A 17,826-nucleotide genomic window follows, 5' to 3' on the forward strand; every position below is an offset into this window, starting at 1 on the left:
ATGACGACGCTGAAGCAAACCCCTTCGCAGACGGTCGGCCCGTACTTCGCGTACGGCCTGTGCCCGCAGCAATACGACTACGACCTGAAGAGCCTGTTCACGCCGACGATCGCCGCGGCGCACGCCGAAGGCGAGCACGTGCTGCTGGTCGGCCAGGTGTTCGACGGTGACGGCAACGTCGTCGGCGACGCGGTGCTCGAATTCACGCAGGTGGACGGCGCGGGCCGCTACCCCGCGTCGCGCGACGACATCGCGACATCCGGCTTCACGGGCTTCGCGCGGGTCGGCACCGGCACCGATGCGCAGCAGCGCTTCGTCGTCGAGACGGTGAAGCCGGGCCGCGTCGCCGCCGGCGAAGCGCCGCACATCAACGTGACCGTGATGATGCGCGGGATCCTCACCCACGCGTTCACGCGCGTGTACTTCGACGACGAAGCCGCCGCGAACGCAGCCGACCCCGTGCTGAACGCCGTGCCGGCCGAACGCCGCGCGACACTCGTCGCGAAACGCGACGCGCAGCCGGGCCGCCCGGTCGTCTACCGCTTCGACATCCGCATGCAGGGGCCGGACGAAACCGTGTTCTTCGACGTGTGACGCGCGGGCCGGCGCACGCCGGCTTCGCCCGCTACCGCACCGCCGCGTGGCGCGATTCCGACAGGCATCGCGCCACGCGGCGTTTTCCATGGTCAGCCGTCATCATTCGATGCTGCAGTGCATCGCGCCGCGTCGCGGGTGCCGACGGCCTTGCCGTGGGACTCCCGCCCCCGGATCGAACGAACGGTTGAAGCGCATGCTGCGATAGCACACAAGTCGTTCGTCGGACACGATATCGTTTGCGCGTTACGTGACGTATTCTTCGCTATCCGCAACGCTTCAATGAGATTGAATCGAAACAGGAAACAATTACGCATGTCATGCGCGACACCGCCCGGCAGGCCGTGCGCGCATTCTTTCTGACCGAGTGCCTTGAAACGCGTCTGACCGAAGTTGGCAGGCGCGTTTTTTTTGCGGCAACCGGCACGCCGACGTGGCATGCGCCACTTCGTTCCGGTCAGCGCCGAATCTCCAGATAGCGGCTCGGCGTATCACCCAGAATGCGGCGAAACGCCGACGTGAACGCGCTTGCGCTTGCATACCCGAGATCGAGCGCGACCCGCGTCACCGGCTGCCCGTCGCTCAGGCGCGCGATCGCCGCGAGCATGCACACCTGCTGGCGCCATACGGCAAAACTCACGCCCGTCTGCGCACGGAACTGCCGCGTGAACGTGCGGCGGCTCAAGCCCGCGTCCGCGGCGACCTGGTCGAGATCGGCCGCGATCGACGGCGAGGCAAGCAGGTGCCGGCACACCTTCGCCAGCCGCGCGTCGGCCGGCAGCGGCGCATGCAACGACAGGCGCGGCATCGTCGCGATTTCCGCGACCAGCAGCGCCATCAGCTTGCCCGCGCGCCCGTCGACGTCGTACAGGGCCGGCAAGTCGATCGCATCGTCGATCAGTTGCCGCAGCAGCGCCGATACGCCATACACACCGCACTGCTCGGGCAGGCCCGCCTCAAGCGCGGCGTCGCCGGACACGAACGTGTTGAGCATCGTGACCGGCCCGGTCATCGTCATTTCGTGCCGCACGCCGGCCGGCACCCAGCATGCGCGCTGCGGCGGCACCAGCCAGCGCCCGTGCGGCGTCGACACGCTGATCGTGCCGCGCGACGCGAACGCGAATTGCCCGCGCCCGTGCGCGTGTTCCGGAAACGTCGTGCCCGCCGCATAGTCGTTCGCGGTCACGACCACGCTTCGCGGAATGTTTTCGTAGGGATCCAGCAGGGTATTTCTCACGGCCCGAATTCCATCATCAATGACCCGATATCGAAGGCGGGTCTCCTTCGCGCGATCTACGATCCGCTCCACCCTTGCGCGACCTGACGGCCGCAAGACCCGTCGGCCTGATCGGCCGGATTACCACTGCATCGGAGCGGACATGCCGAATACGTTTCATCGCGTGGGGGACGGCCCCCACCCTGTTCTTGTACTGCCCGGCTGGTTCGGCGACGCCCACGCGTTCGAACCCGTCGAAGCGTGGCTGTCGCGCCAGCACTTCAGCTATGTATTCATGGACTACCGAGGCTACGGCCGCATGCGCGACGCGGCGGGCCACTACACGATCGACGAGATCGCCGCCGACGCGCTCGCGCTGGCCGACACGCTCGATTTCGCGACCTTCAGCGTCGTCGGCCATTCGATGGGTGCGATGGCGGCCGAGAAAATCGCCGTCATCGCGCCCGGGCGTGTGCGCGCGCTGGTGCCGGTCACGCCCGTGCCGTGCGGCGGCCTGCCGTTCGACGCGGAAAAACGTGCGCTATTCGAGCGCGCCGCCGACCATGTCGCCGATCGCCGGACCATCATCGACCGCAGCACCGGCGGCCGCCTGCCCGCTTCCTGGGTCGAGTGGAAAGCGGCGTATTCGGCAGCCCGTTCGTCGCCGCCTGCGTTCGGCGCGTACTTCCGCGCGTGGGCCGATACGGATTTCGGCGACGAAATCGCCGGCATCCATCCGGTGAAAGTGCTGATCGGCGAGCACGATCCGGCGTTCGACGCGGCACTGATGGCCCGCACCTACCTGCGGCGTTATCCGCTCGCCACCGTCGACGTGCTGCGCAACGCGGGCCACTACCCGATGAACGAGACGCCGCTCGCGCTGGTCGCCGCGATGGAAGCGTTCCTGCGCGCCGTGACGGCGAACCCCGTCGGCAACCCTTGACGACGCGCGGCGCGCAACGAGCATGGCAGTCATGCGCATCATCGCAGCATGAACGACATCGCCGACAAGCTGTTCAGCGTGCGCACCACATGCTCGACCGAAGGCCCGTCGAAGCGCAGCGTCACCGCATCGACGCGCTCCAGCGACGGCAGCACGCAGAACAGGTCGGCCAGCGCCGCCGTCTGCACGCGCAGCGTGCACGCGGCCGGCGCGGGCCGATGGGCGCCGGCGCGCACGCCTGCCGACAATGCGCGCGCAACCGCTTCGCGCGCAGCCGAGGCGATCCGCGCACATGACGCGGCGGGCGTGAGCGTATCGCCGCTCGACGCGCCGCCGGCCGTCTTGACCGTCTCGAAATGCGCATCCGGAAACAGCGGCTGCGTTTCCGCCGCGAACACGTCGTCGCCCGTGGCCAGTGCGACGTGCGCGCCGTATTCGCGCACCAGCGCACCGTACAGCCCGGCTTCGCCGAGTTCGACGCCGTTCAGCCATACCTGCGTGAACGCAAAGCTGTTGATCGTGTGCGCGAGCACGCCGCGCGTCTGCGATTTCGCGTGATAGCCGATCATGAACACGAGATCGGGCTGCTGCTCGAGGCCCGTCATCAATCCGAGCGTGCGCGGCTTGCCGAGCACGACGCGCGCACGCGCATCGAGCCCGTCGGGCAGCAGGTTGCGAAAACCGCCGTGCGAATCGTTGACCCACACCGCCTGCGCGCCGCCCATGAACGCGCCTTCGATCGCCGCGTTCGCCTCGGCGGTCATCCAGCGGCGCGCGCGCTCGTATTCCGGATTGCCGGCGCGCGTCTGCTCGGTGGCGAATACGCCGGCGACACCTTCGATGTCGGTCGAAATCAGGATCTTCATGACTGGGTAAGACGTCCTTCGTGACCTTCGTTGAACAGGCGATCGAGATCGGGCACCGCATCGCGCAGCGATTGCCGCACGTGGCCGTCGCGCCCGGCCACCGTCACGGCCTGCAGCAGCGCGTCGGCGATCGCATGCTCGACGCTTTCGGCCGCGGCCACGAACAGCGGATCGAGCGCCGCATCGGCGACGAGGGCCGGCAGCGCGAGAGTCGATGCGTCGTGCGCGATCGTGTAGGCGGTGGAGAATGCGAGCGCGATGTCGCCGCTGCCGTGCCCGTAGACCGAGCCGGTGCGTGCCAGCCCCGCCCCTGCGCGGCGCGCAAGCCGCGACAGTTGCCGCGCATCGAGCGGCGCGTCGGTCGCCAGCAGCAGGATGATCGATCCTTGCTCCGGCGGCGCCGCATGCGCGGCCTCGGCCGCACGCCGTTGCGCGACGATGCGTCCGACCGGCACGCCGCCGAGCGTCAGCATCGGCAGCCGGCCGAAATTCGCGAGCACGAGCGCGCCGACCGTATAGGGCCGCCCGGCCGCAACGGCGACACGCGATGCCGAACCGATCCCGCCCTTCAGGTCGAAGCTCGCCATCCCGCGCCCCGCGCCCACCGCGCCGCGTGCGACGTCGCGCGATGCCGCGCGGCACGCGTCGTCGTAATGCGCGGGCGTGACCGCGAACGCCTGGATATCGTTCAGATAGCCGTCGTTGCACTCGAACACGAGCGGGTTGACGGTCGACCAGTCGCGGCCGATCTGCGGATTCGCCGCGATCGCCGCACGAATCTGCGCCTGCGCGAGCGCGCCGACGCCGAACGTATTGGTGAGCGCGATCGGCGTCTCGAGCGTGCCGAGCTCGTCGACCTGCACGAGCCCGACACTCTTGCCGAACCCGTTGATCACCGCCGCCCCAGCCGGCACCTTGCTGCGGTACACGTCGCCCGGATGCGGCTTCACGACGGTCACGCCCGTCTGCACGTTGCCCGCATCGAGCGTGCAATGGCCGACCGTCACGCCCGGCACGTCGGCGATCGTGCCGCGCGGCCCGGACGGCAGCGTCGCCGTCCACATCGGAGAGTGACGCATCAGCGGCGCTCCAGTTTCGGATCGAGCGCGTCGCGCAGCCCGTCGCCGAGCAGGTTGAACGCGAGCACGGTCAGGAAGATCGCCAGGCTCGGGAAGATCGCGATGTGCGGCGCCGTCACCATGTCCGCGCGCGCCTCGTTGAGCATCGCGCCCCACTCCGGTGTCGGCGGCTGCGCGCCGAGCCCGAGGAACGACAGGCTCGCGGCCGTGATGATCGACGTGCCGATCCGCATCGTGAAGTAGACGACGACCGACGATACGGTGCCCGGCAGGATGTGCCGCATGATGATCGTCCAGTCCGACGCGCCGATGCTGCGCGCGGCCTCGACGTAGGTCATGTGCTTGAGCATCAGCGTGTTGCCGCGCACGAGCCGCGCGAACGCCGGGATGCTGAAGATCGCGACCGCGCAGATCACGTTGACCATCCCGTTGCCGAGGATCGCCACCACGCCGATCGCGAGCAGGATGCCCGGGAACGCGAACAGCACGTCGGCCACGCGCATCGTAATGCGGTCCCACCAGCCCTCGTAGTAACCGGCGAGCAGCCCGAAGAACGTGCCGATCACCGCCCCGAGCGCAACCGAGAAGAAGCCGGCCGCGAGCGAGATGCGCGTGCCCGCGATGATCCGGCTGAAAATGTCGCGGCCGAGCGAATCGACGCCGAACCAGTGCACGACCGACGGCCCCGCGTTCAACGCGTCGTAGTCGAAATAGTTCTCCGGATCGAACGGCACGATGTGCGGGCCGACGAACGCCAGCACGACGAGCGCCAGCACGAAGCCGCCCGCGACGAGCGCGACGGTCTGCTTGCGGAACTTGCGCCAGAATTCGCGCCACGGCGTGCGGATCGCGGCGGGTGCGGCCGGCGCCGCGGTCTGGACTGTCGCGTTCATGCGCGCCTCACTTGAACCGGATGGTCGGGTTGATGACCGCGTACAGCACGTCGACGGTCAGGTTGATCAGGATGAACTCGAGCGAAAACAGCAGCACGATCGCCTGGATCACCGGGTAGTCGCGCATCGTCACCGCGTCGACGAGCAGGCGGCCGAGCCCCGGCCAGTTGAACACGACCTCGACGACGATCGAGCCGCCGAGCAGGAAGCCGAACTGCAGCCCCATCATCGTGACGACCGGGATCATCGCGTTGCGCAGGCAGTGCTTGAGCACCACCATCGGCTCGTGCACGCCTTTGGCACGCGCGGTGCGCACGAAATCCTCGTTCAGCACCTCGACGAACGACGCGCGCGTGAAGCGCGCCATCACGGCCGCGACCGCGGCGCCGAGCGTCAGCGACGGCAGCACGTAGCTCTTCCACGAGCCGTCCGGCACGACCGGCAGCCAGCCGAGCTTCACCGAGAAGACTTCCATCAGCAGCATGCCGAGCGCGAACGCGGGAAACGAGATGCCCGACACCGCGAGCGTCATGCCGAGGCGGTCCGGCCAGCGGTTGCGCCACACCGCCGACGCGATGCCGATCGCCATCCCGAAGGCCGTGGCCCACACCATGCTGACGAGCGTCAGCATCAGCGTCGGCATGAAGCGCTCGCCGATCTCGGTCGAGACCGGCCGCTTGCTGCGCGTCGACATGCCGAAGTCGCCGTGCGCGATCTTCGTGAAGAAGTTCACGAACTGCGCGGGCAGCGGCCGGTCGAGCCCGAGATCGGCACGCACGAGCGCGACCGTCGCGTCGTCGGCTTCGGGGCCGGCCGCGAGCCGCGCCGGATCGCCCGGCAGCAGGTGGACGAACAGGAACACCAGCACCGCGACGATCGCGAGCGTGGGCAGCAGGCCGAACAGGCGTTTGACGAGAAAATTCAGCATGGGGCACCGATCGATTCAGCGTACCGGCGGCTCGCGCCGCCGGCACCGCATGGCGGACGAGCCGCCGTCATCACCACTGTCATTTCAGCGAGATTTCGTCGAAGTTGAACGAACCGTCCGGCATCACGTACGCACCCTGCAGCCGCTTGCTGCGCGCATAGACGATCTTCTCCTGCACGAGGAAGATCCACGGGGCATCGGTCCATATCTGCTTCTGCGCATCGGCGTAGAGGTCGGCCTTCTTCGCGCGATCGACCGTCTCGAGCGCCTTCGTCAGATCGCCGTCGACCGTGTCGTTCTTGTAGTACGCGGTGTTGACGAGCTTCGGCGGCGCCGACGCGCCGGCGAGCAGCGGCGTGATCGCCCAGTTCGCTTCACCGGTCGACGACGACCAGCCGATGTAGTACATCCGCACCGGCGCCTTCGCCGGATCCGGCGCGCTCTCGACCTTCGCGACGCGCTCGCCGGCCTCCAGCGCCTGCACCTGCACCTTCACGCCGACCTGCGCGAGCTGCTGCTGCACGAACTGGATCGCCTTCTGCGACGTCGAGTTGTTATACGCGGACCACAGCGTCGTCTCGAAGCCGTTCGGATAGCCGGCCTCCTTCAGCAGCGCGCGCGCCTTCGCCGGGTCGTACGGCCACGGGCCCAGCTTCGTCGCATAGTCGACGCCCTGCGGCACCACGCCGGTGGACGGCGTCGCGAAGCCGGAGAACGCGACCTTCGCGAGCGCTTCCTTGTTCACCGCGTAGTTCAGCGCCTGGCGCACCTTCGGGTTGTCGAACGGCTTCTGCAGCATGTTCAGCGACACGTAGCGCTGCACGATCGACGGCCGCTCGACGATGTCGACCTTCGGGTTGCCCTTCAGGTCGGCCGCCTGCTCGAACGGGATGCGGAACGCGAAATCGGCTTCGCCCGTCTTGATCAGCGCGGCACGCGTGTTGTTGTCGACCACCGGCTTCCAGTCGATCGCGTCGATCTTCGGATAGCCCTTCTTCCAGTAGCCGGCGAACTTCTTCACCTTCAGGTCGTCGGTCTGTTTCCATTCGACGAACTCGAACGGGCCCGTGCCGACCGGATGCAGCGCGATGTCGCGGCCCCACTTCTTCAGCGCGGCCGGCGAGATCATCACGGCCGACGGGTGCGCAAGCGTGTTGATCAGCGCCGAGAACGGCTCGCGCAGCGTGATCTTCACCGTGTACGGATCGACCACTTCGGTCTTCTCGATCACGCGGAACATGTTGTAGCGCTTCAGGTGGTTCGCGGGATCGGTCACGCGGTCGAAGTTCGCCTTCACGGCCGCCGCGTTGAAATCGGTGCCGTCGTGGAACTTCACGCCCTGGCGCAGCTTGATCGTGTAGACCTTTGCATCGGGGCTCGCGTCGTAGCTCGTTGCCAGCACGTTGACGAGCTTCATGTCCTTGTCGAAGCCGAACAGCCCCTGGTAGAACGACTTGACGACGGCCTGCGACACCGTGTCGTTCGCGTCGTACGGGTCCATCGTCGTGAACGTCGAATCCACCGCCATCACCGCGGTCTGCTGCGCGAACGCGGGCACCGCGGCCGACAGCGCGAACGCGCCGGCAAGCGCGACGAAACACGCGCGCGGACGAAACATCGGGAACGGATGCTGCTTGGTCATTTTGCTGGGCTCCTAACGGTGAATCGGTGACGCCTCACGGGCGCTTCGGTTTCGACTTCCTTCAAGCTCGCGCATCGCCGTGGCGGTGCATTGCTTCAGTACGCGCCGCCGACGCGGTGCGTCGCGACGTAATGATCGGGGCCGACCGCGACCAGCGGCGCGACGACCGGCTCGTCGCCGACCGCGCGGATCGGGCTCGGGATTTCGTCCGCCGCGAGCTGGCGCGGCGCATGCCGGCGCGCGGGATCGGCCACCGGCACCGCGCTCATCAGCTTCTTCGTGTACGGGTGCTGCGGCGCCTCGAACACCGCGCGGCGCGGGCCGATCTCGACGATCTGGCCGAGATACATCACCGCGACGCGATGGCTGATGCGCTCGACCACGGCCATGTCGTGCGAGATGAACAGGTACGCGACGCCAAGCTCGCGCTGCAGGTCGAGCATCAGGTTGACGATCTGCGCCTGCACCGACACGTCGAGTGCCGACACCGATTCGTCGGCGATCACGACCTTCGGATTCAATGCGAGCGCACGCGCGATCGCGATCCGCTGGCGCTGGCCGCCCGAAAACTCATGCGGATAGCGGCGCGCGGCCTCGGGCGGCAGGCCGACCTTGTCGAGCAGCCAGTCGACGCGCGCCTGTGCTTCGCGGCCGCTCGCGACGCCGTGCACGAGCAGCGGCTCCATGATCGAGAAGCCGACGGTCAGGCGCGGGTTCAGCGACGCGAACGGATCCTGGAAGATGAACTGGATGTTCCGGCGCAGCGCCTGCAGGTCCGCGCCCTTCAGCGCGCTGATGTCGCGGCCGTCGAACTCGATCGAGCCGCTCTGCGATTCGACGAGGCGCAGCAGCGAGCGGCCGGTGGTCGACTTGCCGCAGCCCGATTCGCCGACCAGCGCGAGCGTCTCGCCCGCGCGCAGTTCGAAGCTCACCCGTTCCACCGCATGCACGTATTGCGACACGCGGCCGAACACGCCGCTCTTCACCGGGAAGCGCGTCACGAGATCGCGCACGCGCAGGATCGGCGAAGCGGAGGGGTCGACGGGCGGCTGAGCAGCGTCGTTCGCCGCGGGTGCGGGCGACGCAGCCGGCGCTGCCGCGCTCGCGCCCTCCACCTTCAGCAGCGGGAATTTCTCGGGTGCATCGGTGCCCTGCATCGAGCCGAGTTTCGGCACGGCCGCGAGCAGCGCACGCGTGTAGCGATGCTCAGGCGCCGCGAAGATGCGATCCGATTCGCCCTCCTCGACCTTCTCGCCGCGATACATCACGAGCACGCGGTCGGCCACTTCGGCCACCACGCCCATGTCGTGCGTGATGAAGATCACGCCCATGTTCATTTCGTCCTGCAGCCCGCGCACCAGTTGCAGGATCTGCGCCTGGATCGTCACGTCGAGCGCGGTGGTCGGCTCGTCGGCGATCAGCAGCGACGGCCGGCACGACAGCGCCATCGCGATCATCACGCGCTGCCGCATCCCGCCCGACAACTGGTGCGGATAGCGCGCGAACACGCGGCGCGCCTCCGGGATGCGCACGAGTTCGAGCAGCCGCAGCGTTTCCGCGCGCGCTTCCGACGGGCTTTTCGACTGGTGCAGCGCGATCGCCTCGCTGATCTGGTCGCCGACCGTGAACACCGGGTTCAGCGACGTCATCGGCTCCTGGAAGATCATCGCGATATCGGCGCCGCGAATGCCGCGCATCGTCGCGCCGCTGGCCTGCGCGAGATCGACAATCGCACCGCCGCGCCGGCGGAACGCGATCCGGCCGTTCGTGATCGCGCCGCCGCCGTGCTCGACGAGCCGCATCAGCGCGAGCGACGTGACCGACTTGCCCGAGCCCGATTCGCCGACGATCGCGAGCGTCTCGCCGCGATCGACGTGAAACGACACGTTGCGCACCGCGTCGAACGTCGCGCCTTCGCGGCGGAACGTGACCGACAGGTCGTCGACGGCCACCACGCGCTGCTCGGGCAGCACCAGGCCGGACGGGTTACGGCTCGAAGTCATCGTGGATCTCCTTCTCGTGCGGTCGGGAATCAGGCCGTGTCGTCGTCGCGATAGATGCCGACCACCGGCGCTTCGCCGACGCGCGCATAGCCGCGGTACATCCCTTCGGTGTTGAACGGCATCGCGACGTTGCCCTGCGCGTCGACCGCGATGATCCCGCCGCGACCCGCGAGGCGCGGCAGCTTGTTCATCACGACGTCGTGCGCGGCATCGGCGAGCGATGCGCCGCGATACGCGATCTGCGCGGCCACGTCATGCGCGGTCGCGAGCCGGATGAACATCTCGCCGGTGCCCGTCGCGGATACGGCGCAGGTCGCGTCGTCCGCATAGCAGCCCGCGCCGATGATCGGCGAATCGCCGACACGCCCCGGCTGCTTGTTCGTGATGCCGCCCGTCGACGTCGCCGCTGCAATGTGCCCGTGCTGGTCGCATGCGACCGCGCCGACCGTGCCGTGCTTGCGGTCCGGATCGAGCGGTTCGGCCGGCTGCTGCTGCGCTTGCGAAGCGCCGAACGTGAACGTCGCCGCGTCGTGGTCGAGCATCGCGCCCGCCGCTGCGCGCGCCTTGACCCACTGCGCGTGACGCGCCTCGGTGTGGAAGTAACCCGGTTCCGCGAGTTCGAGCCCCTGCGCGGCTGCGAACGCATCGGCGCCCTCGCCGGCGAACAGCACGTGCTCGCTGGCTTCCATCACGCGCCGCGCGGCCAGCACCGGATTGCGCACACGCGTCGCGCAGCAGATCGCGCCGGCGCCGAGCGTCGCGCCATCCATCACCGCCGCGTCGAGTTCATGCTTGCCCTCGGCCGTATAGACGGCGCCGCGCCCGGCGTTGAACAGCGGACAATCCTCGAGCATCCGCACCGCGACGGTGACGGCGTCGAGCGCGCTGCCGCCATCGGCCAGCACCTGCTGCGCGGCCGTCAGGATGGCGGTCAGTTCGGCACGGTACTGACGTTCGGTGTCGGAATCCATCGCCTCGCGCAGGATCGTGCCTGCGCCGCCGTGAATCGCCACGATCGCGGGTGAAGTCATGTTTTTTTCGGACGGTGAGTTGAAGGGTTGGCGGCCGGCGGCGTCGCTTGCGGCTGGATGAGCCACGGCAGCAGGAATTCGGTCATCTCGGCCGCGGATTTCGCGGACCGGTGCGTGCGCAGCGCAACCGCATCGATCAGCGCCTCGATCATCGCGAGCACGGCCGCTTCCGACGTCGCCGCGAAGCGCCGCTCGGCCCTGACGTACAGGTTCAGCGACGCGATCGGCGCAAGCGGCGATTGCGGGCCGTCGGAGATACCCAGCACGCGTGCCCCGCGCGCCGCCGCGCGGCGGGCCAGTTCGATGGTGTCCTTCACGTAGCGCGGAAACGCGAGCGCGATCACGAGATCGCGCGAGTCGGCCGTGTACAGCCGCCGCGCCGCGTGCGACGGACCGCCGAGCAGCGCGAGCGACTGCACGTTGTCATGGCAGACGGACAGCCCGTGCTCCATCAGCCCGGTGAGAAACGCGCTCGACCCCGCGCCGAGGATCAGCACGCGCCGCGCGCCGACGATCGCCTCGACCGCGGCCTCGACATCGGCTGCGTCCAGTTGCGCACGCGTGTTCTCGATGTTCGCGACGGCCTGGTCGAATACCGCGTCGATCCAGGCGGCGCCGCGCACGCCGGGCTCCTGCTCCTGCGCGGAACGCAGCCGCTCGACCGGCCCGAGCGTCGCCTCGAAGCCGCGCACGAGCGCCGCGCGCATCGCCGGATAGCCGTCGAAACCGAGCGCCTTCGCGAAGCGGTTCGCGGTCGCGATCGACGCGTTCACGGCCTGCGCGAGTTCGTCGATGCGCATCGTCGCCGCGCGGAACGGATTCGCGAGCACGAACTCGCCCATGCGACGGTGGATCGGCGTCATCAACGGCATCGTCGACGCGATCCGCTCGGCGATGGCGGGTTCGTCGTGACTGGCGTCGGGCGGAACGAGAGGCGTCATGCGAAGGGTTGTTGCAAGGAGGATGAAAATGAATTTACACAACTCCCGCCTTGAAAAGAAATAAATTTTCATCAGGGTTCATCACGCCCGGCCCCGCGTCTTTCGATCCGCCGATGCGCGCACAGCCCCGCCGCACGGGCCTTGGCGCGTAATGACCGTGCGTTGCCCACCACGCCGCGTGGCCGTGCTGCTCGGGAAAACCCCGAGCAAGTTCGTTCGAATGCATTTTCACGTTGACCGGATTCGAATTCGAACATAGGATGCTCGAAAATGATCAGTCGTCAGATAACATTGCAGCTCGGTGACGACAAAATGTTCGTTCGAATACCGTATTTTCGATATAAGGCGGCATGACTCGCGCCCATCAAGATCGGACATCGTACGAATAAAACGAACATGCCATCCTGGGCGGATGGCCCTTACGGATCGGCGGGCGCTGTGCGCCCGTCCCTCTGACAGGAGACAGCAGTGAAGACAGTCAAGGCGTTGCGCTGGTGGATCATCGTGCTCGTATGTCTCGGCACGATCCTCAACTACCTCGCACGGAACTCCCTCGCGGTGCTCGCCCCCGAGCTGAAGCAGGTCTTTTCGATCTCGACGCAGCAGTATTCGTACATCGTCGGCGCGTTCCAGATCGGTTACACGATCATGCAGCCCGTGTGCGGCTTCGTCGTCGACCTGATCGGGCTGCGGCTCGGGTTCGCGCTGTTCGCGATGCTGTGGTCGATCGTCGGCGTCGCGCACGGCTTCGCGTCGGGCTGGCTGTCGCTCGGCATCCTGCGCGGCTTTCTCGGCCTGTTCGAAGCCGCCGCGATTCCGTCCGGGATGAAGGCGGTCGCCGAATGGTTTCCCGATCGCGAGAAATCCGTCGCGGTCGGCTATTTCAACGCGGGCACGTCGCTCGGCGCCGCGATCGCGCCGCCGCTCGTGGTGTTCCTGTCGATGCGGTTCGGCTGGCAGGCCGCGTTCATGGCCACCGGCGCGCTCGGCTTCGTATGGGCCGCGCTGTGGTACGCGCAGTACCGGTCGCCGGCCGACCATCCGCGCATCACGCCGCAGGAGCGCGCGCTGATCCGCGACGGTCAGGCGACGATGCCGCCCGTGTCGAAGCGCCGCATTCGCGACGTCGTCACCGCGCGGCGCTTCTGGGCCATCGCGCTGCCGCGCTTCTTCGCCGAGCCCGCGTGGCAGACCTTCAGCTTCTGGATTCCGCTGTATCTCGCGACCGAGCGCCACATGGAGCTCAAGCAGATCGCGATCTTCGCGTGGATGCCGTTTCTCGCGGCCGACCTCGGCGGCATCGCGGGCGGCTACCTGTCGCCGTATCTCGCGAAGCGGTTCGAGCTGCCGCTCGTGTGGTCGCGCGTTGCCGGCGTCGCGCTCGGCGCGGTGCTGATGCTCGGTCCCGCGATGATCGGGCTCGTGGCGTCGCCGTACACGGCCATCGCGCTGTTCTGCGTCGGCGGCTTCGCGCACCAGATGATTTCCGCACTCGTCAACACGCTGTCGGCCGACGTGTTCGATCCCGAGGAAGTCGGCACCGCGAGCGGCTTCGCCGGGATGGCCGCGTGGATCGGCGGGCTCGGCTTCTCGCTGCTGGTCGGCGCGCTCGCCGACAAGATCGGCTATGCGCCGCTGTTCGCGTGCCTCGGCCTGTTCGACATCATCGGCGTCACGCTGCTCGCGATGCTGATCCGCGGGCAGTCGAAGCAGGAACGCCTGCTCGCCCGGCACGCCTGACCTTCGCTCTCACCAGGAATCGCATTCATGACTTCGCTTCTTCATCCGCCCGTGTTCCGCGTCGCCGGCCAGCACGCGAACCGTGTGCTGCTCGCGTCCGAGGCGGGCGCGACCCTTGAAATCTTCGTGCTCGAGGACGACATCGTGCGGGTGCGCGTGCTGCCCGACGCGACGGCGCGCAACCCGCGCACGTGGTCGATCGCGCCGGGCCTCGACGACGTGCCGCTCGACGGGCGCGACCGCCTCGATCTCGACGGCTTCGCGCTGCCGGCCTATACGCTCGTCGAAGACGACGATGCCGTGTGCATCGACACTGCGCAGATCCGCGTCGTGGTGCGCCGGCAAGGCGGCCACTGCACGTGGTCGATGCGCGGCGCGGACGGCACGTGGCGCGTCGCACTCGCCGACCGTGCGACGCAGGCGTACAACTTCGGCTGGTGGGACGATCGCGCGTATCACTACGTCGCCCGCGAGCGCGGCGACAAGGTGTTCGGCCTCGGCGAACGCGCGGGCGACCTCGACCGCACCGGCGCGCGCTTCGAGATGCGCAACATCGACGCGATGGGCTACAGCGCGAAGCACACCGACCCGCTGTACAAGCACATCCCGTTCTATATCACGTGGTCGCCCGCTGCCTGCCAGGGGTTCGGGCTGTTCTACGACACGCTGTCGGACTGCGCGTTCGACATGGGCCGCGAGCTCGACAACTATCACGGCCCGTACCGCTATTTCGTCGCCGAGCACGGCGATCTCGACTACTACTTCATCGCCTCGCCCGACACGCCGCTCGCGGCCGCACGGCGCTTCACGTGGCTCACCGGGCGCCCCGCGCGCACGCCGAAATGGGGGCTCGGCTATTCGGGCTCGACGATGAGCTACACCGATGCGCCGGACGCGCAGCAGCAGATGAACCAGTTCGTCGAACAGTGCGACACGCACGACATCCTGTGCGATTCGTTCCACCTGTCGTCGGGCTATACGTCGATCGGCGCGAAGCGCTACGTGTTCAACTGGAACCGCGACAAGTTTCCCGACGCGAAGGGCTTCGTGAAGCATTACCGCGACCACGGCATCCGCCTGTGCGCGAACATCAAGCCGTGCCTGCTGCGCGACCATCCCGCATTCGAAGAGGCGGCCACGCGCGGGCTGCTGATCCGCTCGGCGTCCGGCGAGCCCGCGTGGGTGCAGTTCTGGGACGAGGTCGGCGCGTATCTCGACTTCACGCAGCCCGACGCGTATCGCTGGTGGCGCGAGCAGGTCACGTCGGCGCTGCTCGAATACGGGATCGAGTCGACCTGGAACGACAACAACGAGTATGAAATCTGGTCGCCCGACGCGATCGCGCACGGCTTCGGCCAACCGTATCCCGCGCGTGAAGCGAAGGTGCTGCAGACGATGCTGATGATGCGTGCGTCGCGCGACGCGCAGCGCGCGCATGCGCCGGCGCGGCGGCCGTTCCTCGTGTCGCGCTCCGGCGGCGCCGGCATGCAGCGCTATGTACAGACCTGGTCCGGCGACAATTACACGTCGTGGGAAACCCTGCGCTACAACCTGAAGATGGGCCTCGGGCTCGCGCTGTCGGGCGTGTCGAACATCGGTCACGACATCGGCGGCTTCTCCGGGCCCGCACCGTCGCCGGAGCTGCTGCTGCGCTGGGTGCAGTTCGGCATCTTCATGCCGCGCTTCAGCATCCACTCGTGGAACGACGACGGCACCGTCAACGAACCGTGGATGTACCCGGAGATCACCGCGCAGATCGCGTCGCTGATCAAGCAGCGCTACCGTCTGCTGCCCTACCTCTATCACCTGCTGTGGCTGTCGACGACGCGCTACGAGCCCGTGCTGCGGCCGACCTTCGCCGATTTCCCCGGCGACGCACGCTGCTACGACGAATGTGACGACATGATGCTCGGCGACGCGCTGCTCGTCGCGCCGGTCGTCGATCCGGGCCTGACTGCGCGCACTGTCTACCTGCCGTCGGGCGCGCGCTGGATGTGCTGCGCGAGCGCGCAAGCGTTCGACGGCGGCGCGAGCGTGACGCTGCCCGCGCCGCTCGACTCGCCGGTGATGCTGCTGCGCGAGGGCCGCGTGCTGCCGCTGAACGTCGCGGAACAGCATTTCGGCGCGCGTGCCGACACGCGCGGCTTCCTCGTCGCGCCGCGCATCGAGGACGGCGTCGCCTACGGCGAATGCGTCGAGGACGATGGCGAGACGGAAGCATGGCGCGACGGCGAATACGGACTGTGGCGCATCGAGACCGGCCGCGAAGCGTCGGGCGCGCTCGGCGTATCGGTGCGCTGGGACGGCCGCCCGGCACGCCCGGCCGACCGCGTCGAAATCCTGTTGCCCGCGTCGCTGCACGGCGCGGTCGCCGTGCGCGGCGCGCGTGTCGAGCAGGATGCGCAGGACGGTGCATGGCGCCGCCTCGTCGTCGCATTCGACAGCTGAACCGCGTCACCCTCGCAAGACGGGCCGTTCACACGGCCCGCCGCCCGCCACAGAGGAGGCGACCGAGCCTCCCGCCCACCTTGAAAAGATGAAGAGATCTGGAGATCGTCAATGAAAGCACCCGTCAACCGCTATGCAATCCTGATTTTATCGGCCGCATCGCTCGGCACGACCGCCGCCCACGCGCAGAGCAGCGTGACGCTGTATGGTGTCGTCGACGATTCGCTCGCGTACGTGAACAACCAGCAGGGCCACTCGAACATCTACATGCGCGACGGCAACCTGTATGCATCGAAGTTCGGGCTGCGCGGCGACGAGGATCTCGGCGGCGGCACGCATGCGATCTTCGACCTGCAGTCCGGCTTCAACCTGAACAACGGCGCGCAATCCGCCGCCGGCCTGATCTTCAATCGCCAGGCGTTCGTCGGCCTGCGCAACGATCGCTACGGCACGATGACGGCCGGCCGCCAGTACACACCCTACTTCCTGTTCGTCGGGCCTTACGCGTCGAGCAGCTGGCTGACCGGCGCGACGGGCGCGCATCCGGGCGACATCGACGGCCTCGACACGACGACACGCGTGAACAATTCGGTTACCTATACGTCGCCGACCTTCGCCGGGCTGACCGCGAGCGCGATGTATGCCTTCGGCGGCATTGCCGGCGCGACCGGCAAGGGCAACACGTTCAGCGCCGCGCTGCGTTATGCGAACGGGCCGATCGGCGTCGCGGCCGGCTACCTGCGCATCAACAGCTCGGGCTCGTCGGCCGGTTTCCTGAATCCGGCGACCGCCGCGTCGGGCAGCTTCGCGGTGTCGGTGCTGAACCAGGGCTACCTGACCGCGAAGGCCGTCGAGCAGGTCGCGGCGGCCGGCAACTACACGCTCGGCGACCTGACGATGGGTCTCAACTACTCGAACGTGAAGTACCTGCCCGGCAACGGCTCCGCGTTCACGGACACGGCCGTGTTCAACACCTACGGCGCGCTCGCCGCGTATCGCTTCACGCCGGCGTTCTCGGTGGCCGGCGCGTTCGCGTACACGCTCGCGTCGAAGGCGAACGGCATCAACAGTGCGGCCCGCTACCAGCAGGTTTCGCTGAAGGAGTCGTACAGCCTGTCGAAGCGCACGACGCTCTATGCGCTGCAGGCGTACACGCATTCGAGCGGGCAGACGCTCGGTGCGCAAGGCGCCGGCCACGTGATCGATGCGGCGCCGATCGTCGGCGATTCGCAGCAGCTCACGCCATCGACGACGCACGGCCAGTTCGTCGGCATGGCCGGCATCGCCGTCACGTTCTGAACCCTCGCGGCAGCGCTTTCGGCGCGCTGCCCCTGCCCCGGACGACACGCGCATTTCCCGCATTCCACGCGCGCCGTCCGGGCGCCCGATATACGTCCGCCACGGCGTTCGCAGCGCCCCGTCCGCCCGCCGGGCGAACCTCCCGGGTTTTCTCGATCTTCTCAATACCTTACAATTCGTCAGGTTTATCTCTTCTGCATGCC

At 67.9% G+C, this 17,826-nt stretch carries 14 protein-coding genes; 5 read left to right on the forward strand and 9 right to left on the reverse strand.

Annotated elements, in window-relative coordinates; genetic code table 11:
• Nucleotides 1-594: a protocatechuate 3,4-dioxygenase subunit alpha gene (pcaG, locus tag G3N96_RS15845; protein ID WP_124577625.1), complete on the forward strand. Its 594-nt coding sequence runs from the start codon at nucleotides 1-3 to the stop codon at nucleotides 592-594.
• A gap of 457 nt (nucleotides 595-1,051) precedes the next feature.
• Here pcaG and G3N96_RS15850 read toward each other — a convergent pair whose 3' ends face one another.
• Nucleotides 1,052-1,831 carry a helix-turn-helix transcriptional regulator gene (locus tag G3N96_RS15850; protein WP_206137757.1) on the reverse strand — a complete coding sequence of 260 codons (780 nt, stop codon included), beginning with the start codon at nucleotides 1,829-1,831 and terminating at the stop codon, nucleotides 1,052-1,054.
• Nucleotides 1,832-1,973: 142 nt separating this feature from the next.
• On the opposite strand from G3N96_RS15850, the gene G3N96_RS15855 reads away from it, so the two are divergent.
• Entirely contained in the window at nucleotides 1,974-2,753 is a 780-nt protein-coding gene (locus tag G3N96_RS15855; RefSeq protein ID WP_206137758.1) for an alpha/beta hydrolase, read from the forward strand.
• 38 nt (nucleotides 2,754-2,791) lie between these two features.
• Here G3N96_RS15855 and G3N96_RS15860 read toward each other — a convergent pair whose 3' ends face one another.
• From G3N96_RS15860 to G3N96_RS15895, 8 genes are all read right to left on the reverse strand, one after another.
• Nucleotides 2,792-3,619: a M55 family metallopeptidase gene (locus G3N96_RS15860; protein ID WP_206137759.1), complete on the reverse strand. Its 828-nt coding sequence runs from the start codon at nucleotides 3,617-3,619 to the stop codon at nucleotides 2,792-2,794.
• Nucleotides 3,616-4,698: a P1 family peptidase gene (locus G3N96_RS15865; protein ID WP_206137760.1), complete on the reverse strand. Its 1,083-nt coding sequence runs from the start codon at nucleotides 4,696-4,698 to the stop codon at nucleotides 3,616-3,618. Before G3N96_RS15865 ends, G3N96_RS15860 begins: the two co-directional genes overlap by 4 nt.
• Entirely contained in the window at nucleotides 4,698-5,591 is an 894-nt protein-coding gene (gene gsiD, locus G3N96_RS15870) for a glutathione ABC transporter permease GsiD (protein WP_089458029.1), read from the reverse strand. The genes G3N96_RS15865 and gsiD overlap by 1 nt, the downstream gene beginning before the upstream one ends.
• Nucleotides 5,592-5,598: 7 nt before the next feature.
• Entirely contained in the window at nucleotides 5,599-6,519 is a 921-nt protein-coding gene (gene gsiC, locus G3N96_RS15875) for a glutathione ABC transporter permease GsiC (RefSeq protein ID WP_085037810.1), read from the reverse strand.
• 79 nt (nucleotides 6,520-6,598) lie between these two features.
• Entirely contained in the window at nucleotides 6,599-8,161 is a 1,563-nt protein-coding gene (gene gsiB / locus G3N96_RS15880; RefSeq protein WP_124577615.1) for a glutathione ABC transporter substrate-binding protein GsiB, read from the reverse strand.
• 95 nt (nucleotides 8,162-8,256) lie between these two features.
• Nucleotides 8,257-10,164, reverse strand: coding sequence for a dipeptide ABC transporter ATP-binding protein (locus G3N96_RS15885; protein ID WP_206137761.1), 1,908 nt, complete (start codon nucleotides 10,162-10,164; stop codon nucleotides 8,257-8,259).
• Between the two features lie 29 nt (nucleotides 10,165-10,193).
• Nucleotides 10,194-11,195: an isoaspartyl peptidase/L-asparaginase gene (locus G3N96_RS15890; RefSeq protein WP_206137762.1), complete on the reverse strand. Its 1,002-nt coding sequence runs from the start codon at nucleotides 11,193-11,195 to the stop codon at nucleotides 10,194-10,196.
• Nucleotides 11,192-12,136, reverse strand: a complete 945-nt coding sequence (locus G3N96_RS15895) for a MurR/RpiR family transcriptional regulator (protein ID WP_206137763.1) — start codon at nucleotides 12,134-12,136, stop codon at nucleotides 11,192-11,194. Before G3N96_RS15895 ends, G3N96_RS15890 begins: the two co-directional genes overlap by 4 nt.
• 468 nt (nucleotides 12,137-12,604) lie before the next feature.
• Between G3N96_RS15895 and G3N96_RS15900 the strand changes: the two genes are divergently transcribed.
• The 3 genes from G3N96_RS15900 (at nucleotide 12,605) to G3N96_RS15910 (ending at nucleotide 17,623) form a co-directional block, all read left to right on the forward strand.
• Nucleotides 12,605-13,876 (forward strand): MFS transporter, encoded by a 1,272-nt coding sequence (locus tag G3N96_RS15900; protein ID WP_124577607.1) that lies wholly within the window; start codon nucleotides 12,605-12,607, stop codon nucleotides 13,874-13,876.
• 27 nt (nucleotides 13,877-13,903) lie between these two features.
• A complete protein-coding gene (locus tag G3N96_RS15905) occupies nucleotides 13,904-16,324 on the forward strand; it encodes a glycoside hydrolase family 31 protein (protein WP_124577605.1) in 2,421 nt (806 codons plus the stop codon).
• A gap of 111 nt (nucleotides 16,325-16,435) precedes the next feature.
• The gene (locus tag G3N96_RS15910) at nucleotides 16,436-17,623 is read left to right on the forward strand and encodes a porin (protein ID WP_206137764.1); all 1,188 of its coding nucleotides are present in this window, start codon (nucleotides 16,436-16,438) and stop codon (nucleotides 17,621-17,623) included.
• Nucleotides 17,624-17,826: the final 203 nt, after the last annotated feature.

Source organism: Burkholderia sp. Se-20373 (assembly GCF_017104705.1).
GTDB lineage: Bacteria > Pseudomonadota > Gammaproteobacteria > Burkholderiales > Burkholderiaceae > Burkholderia.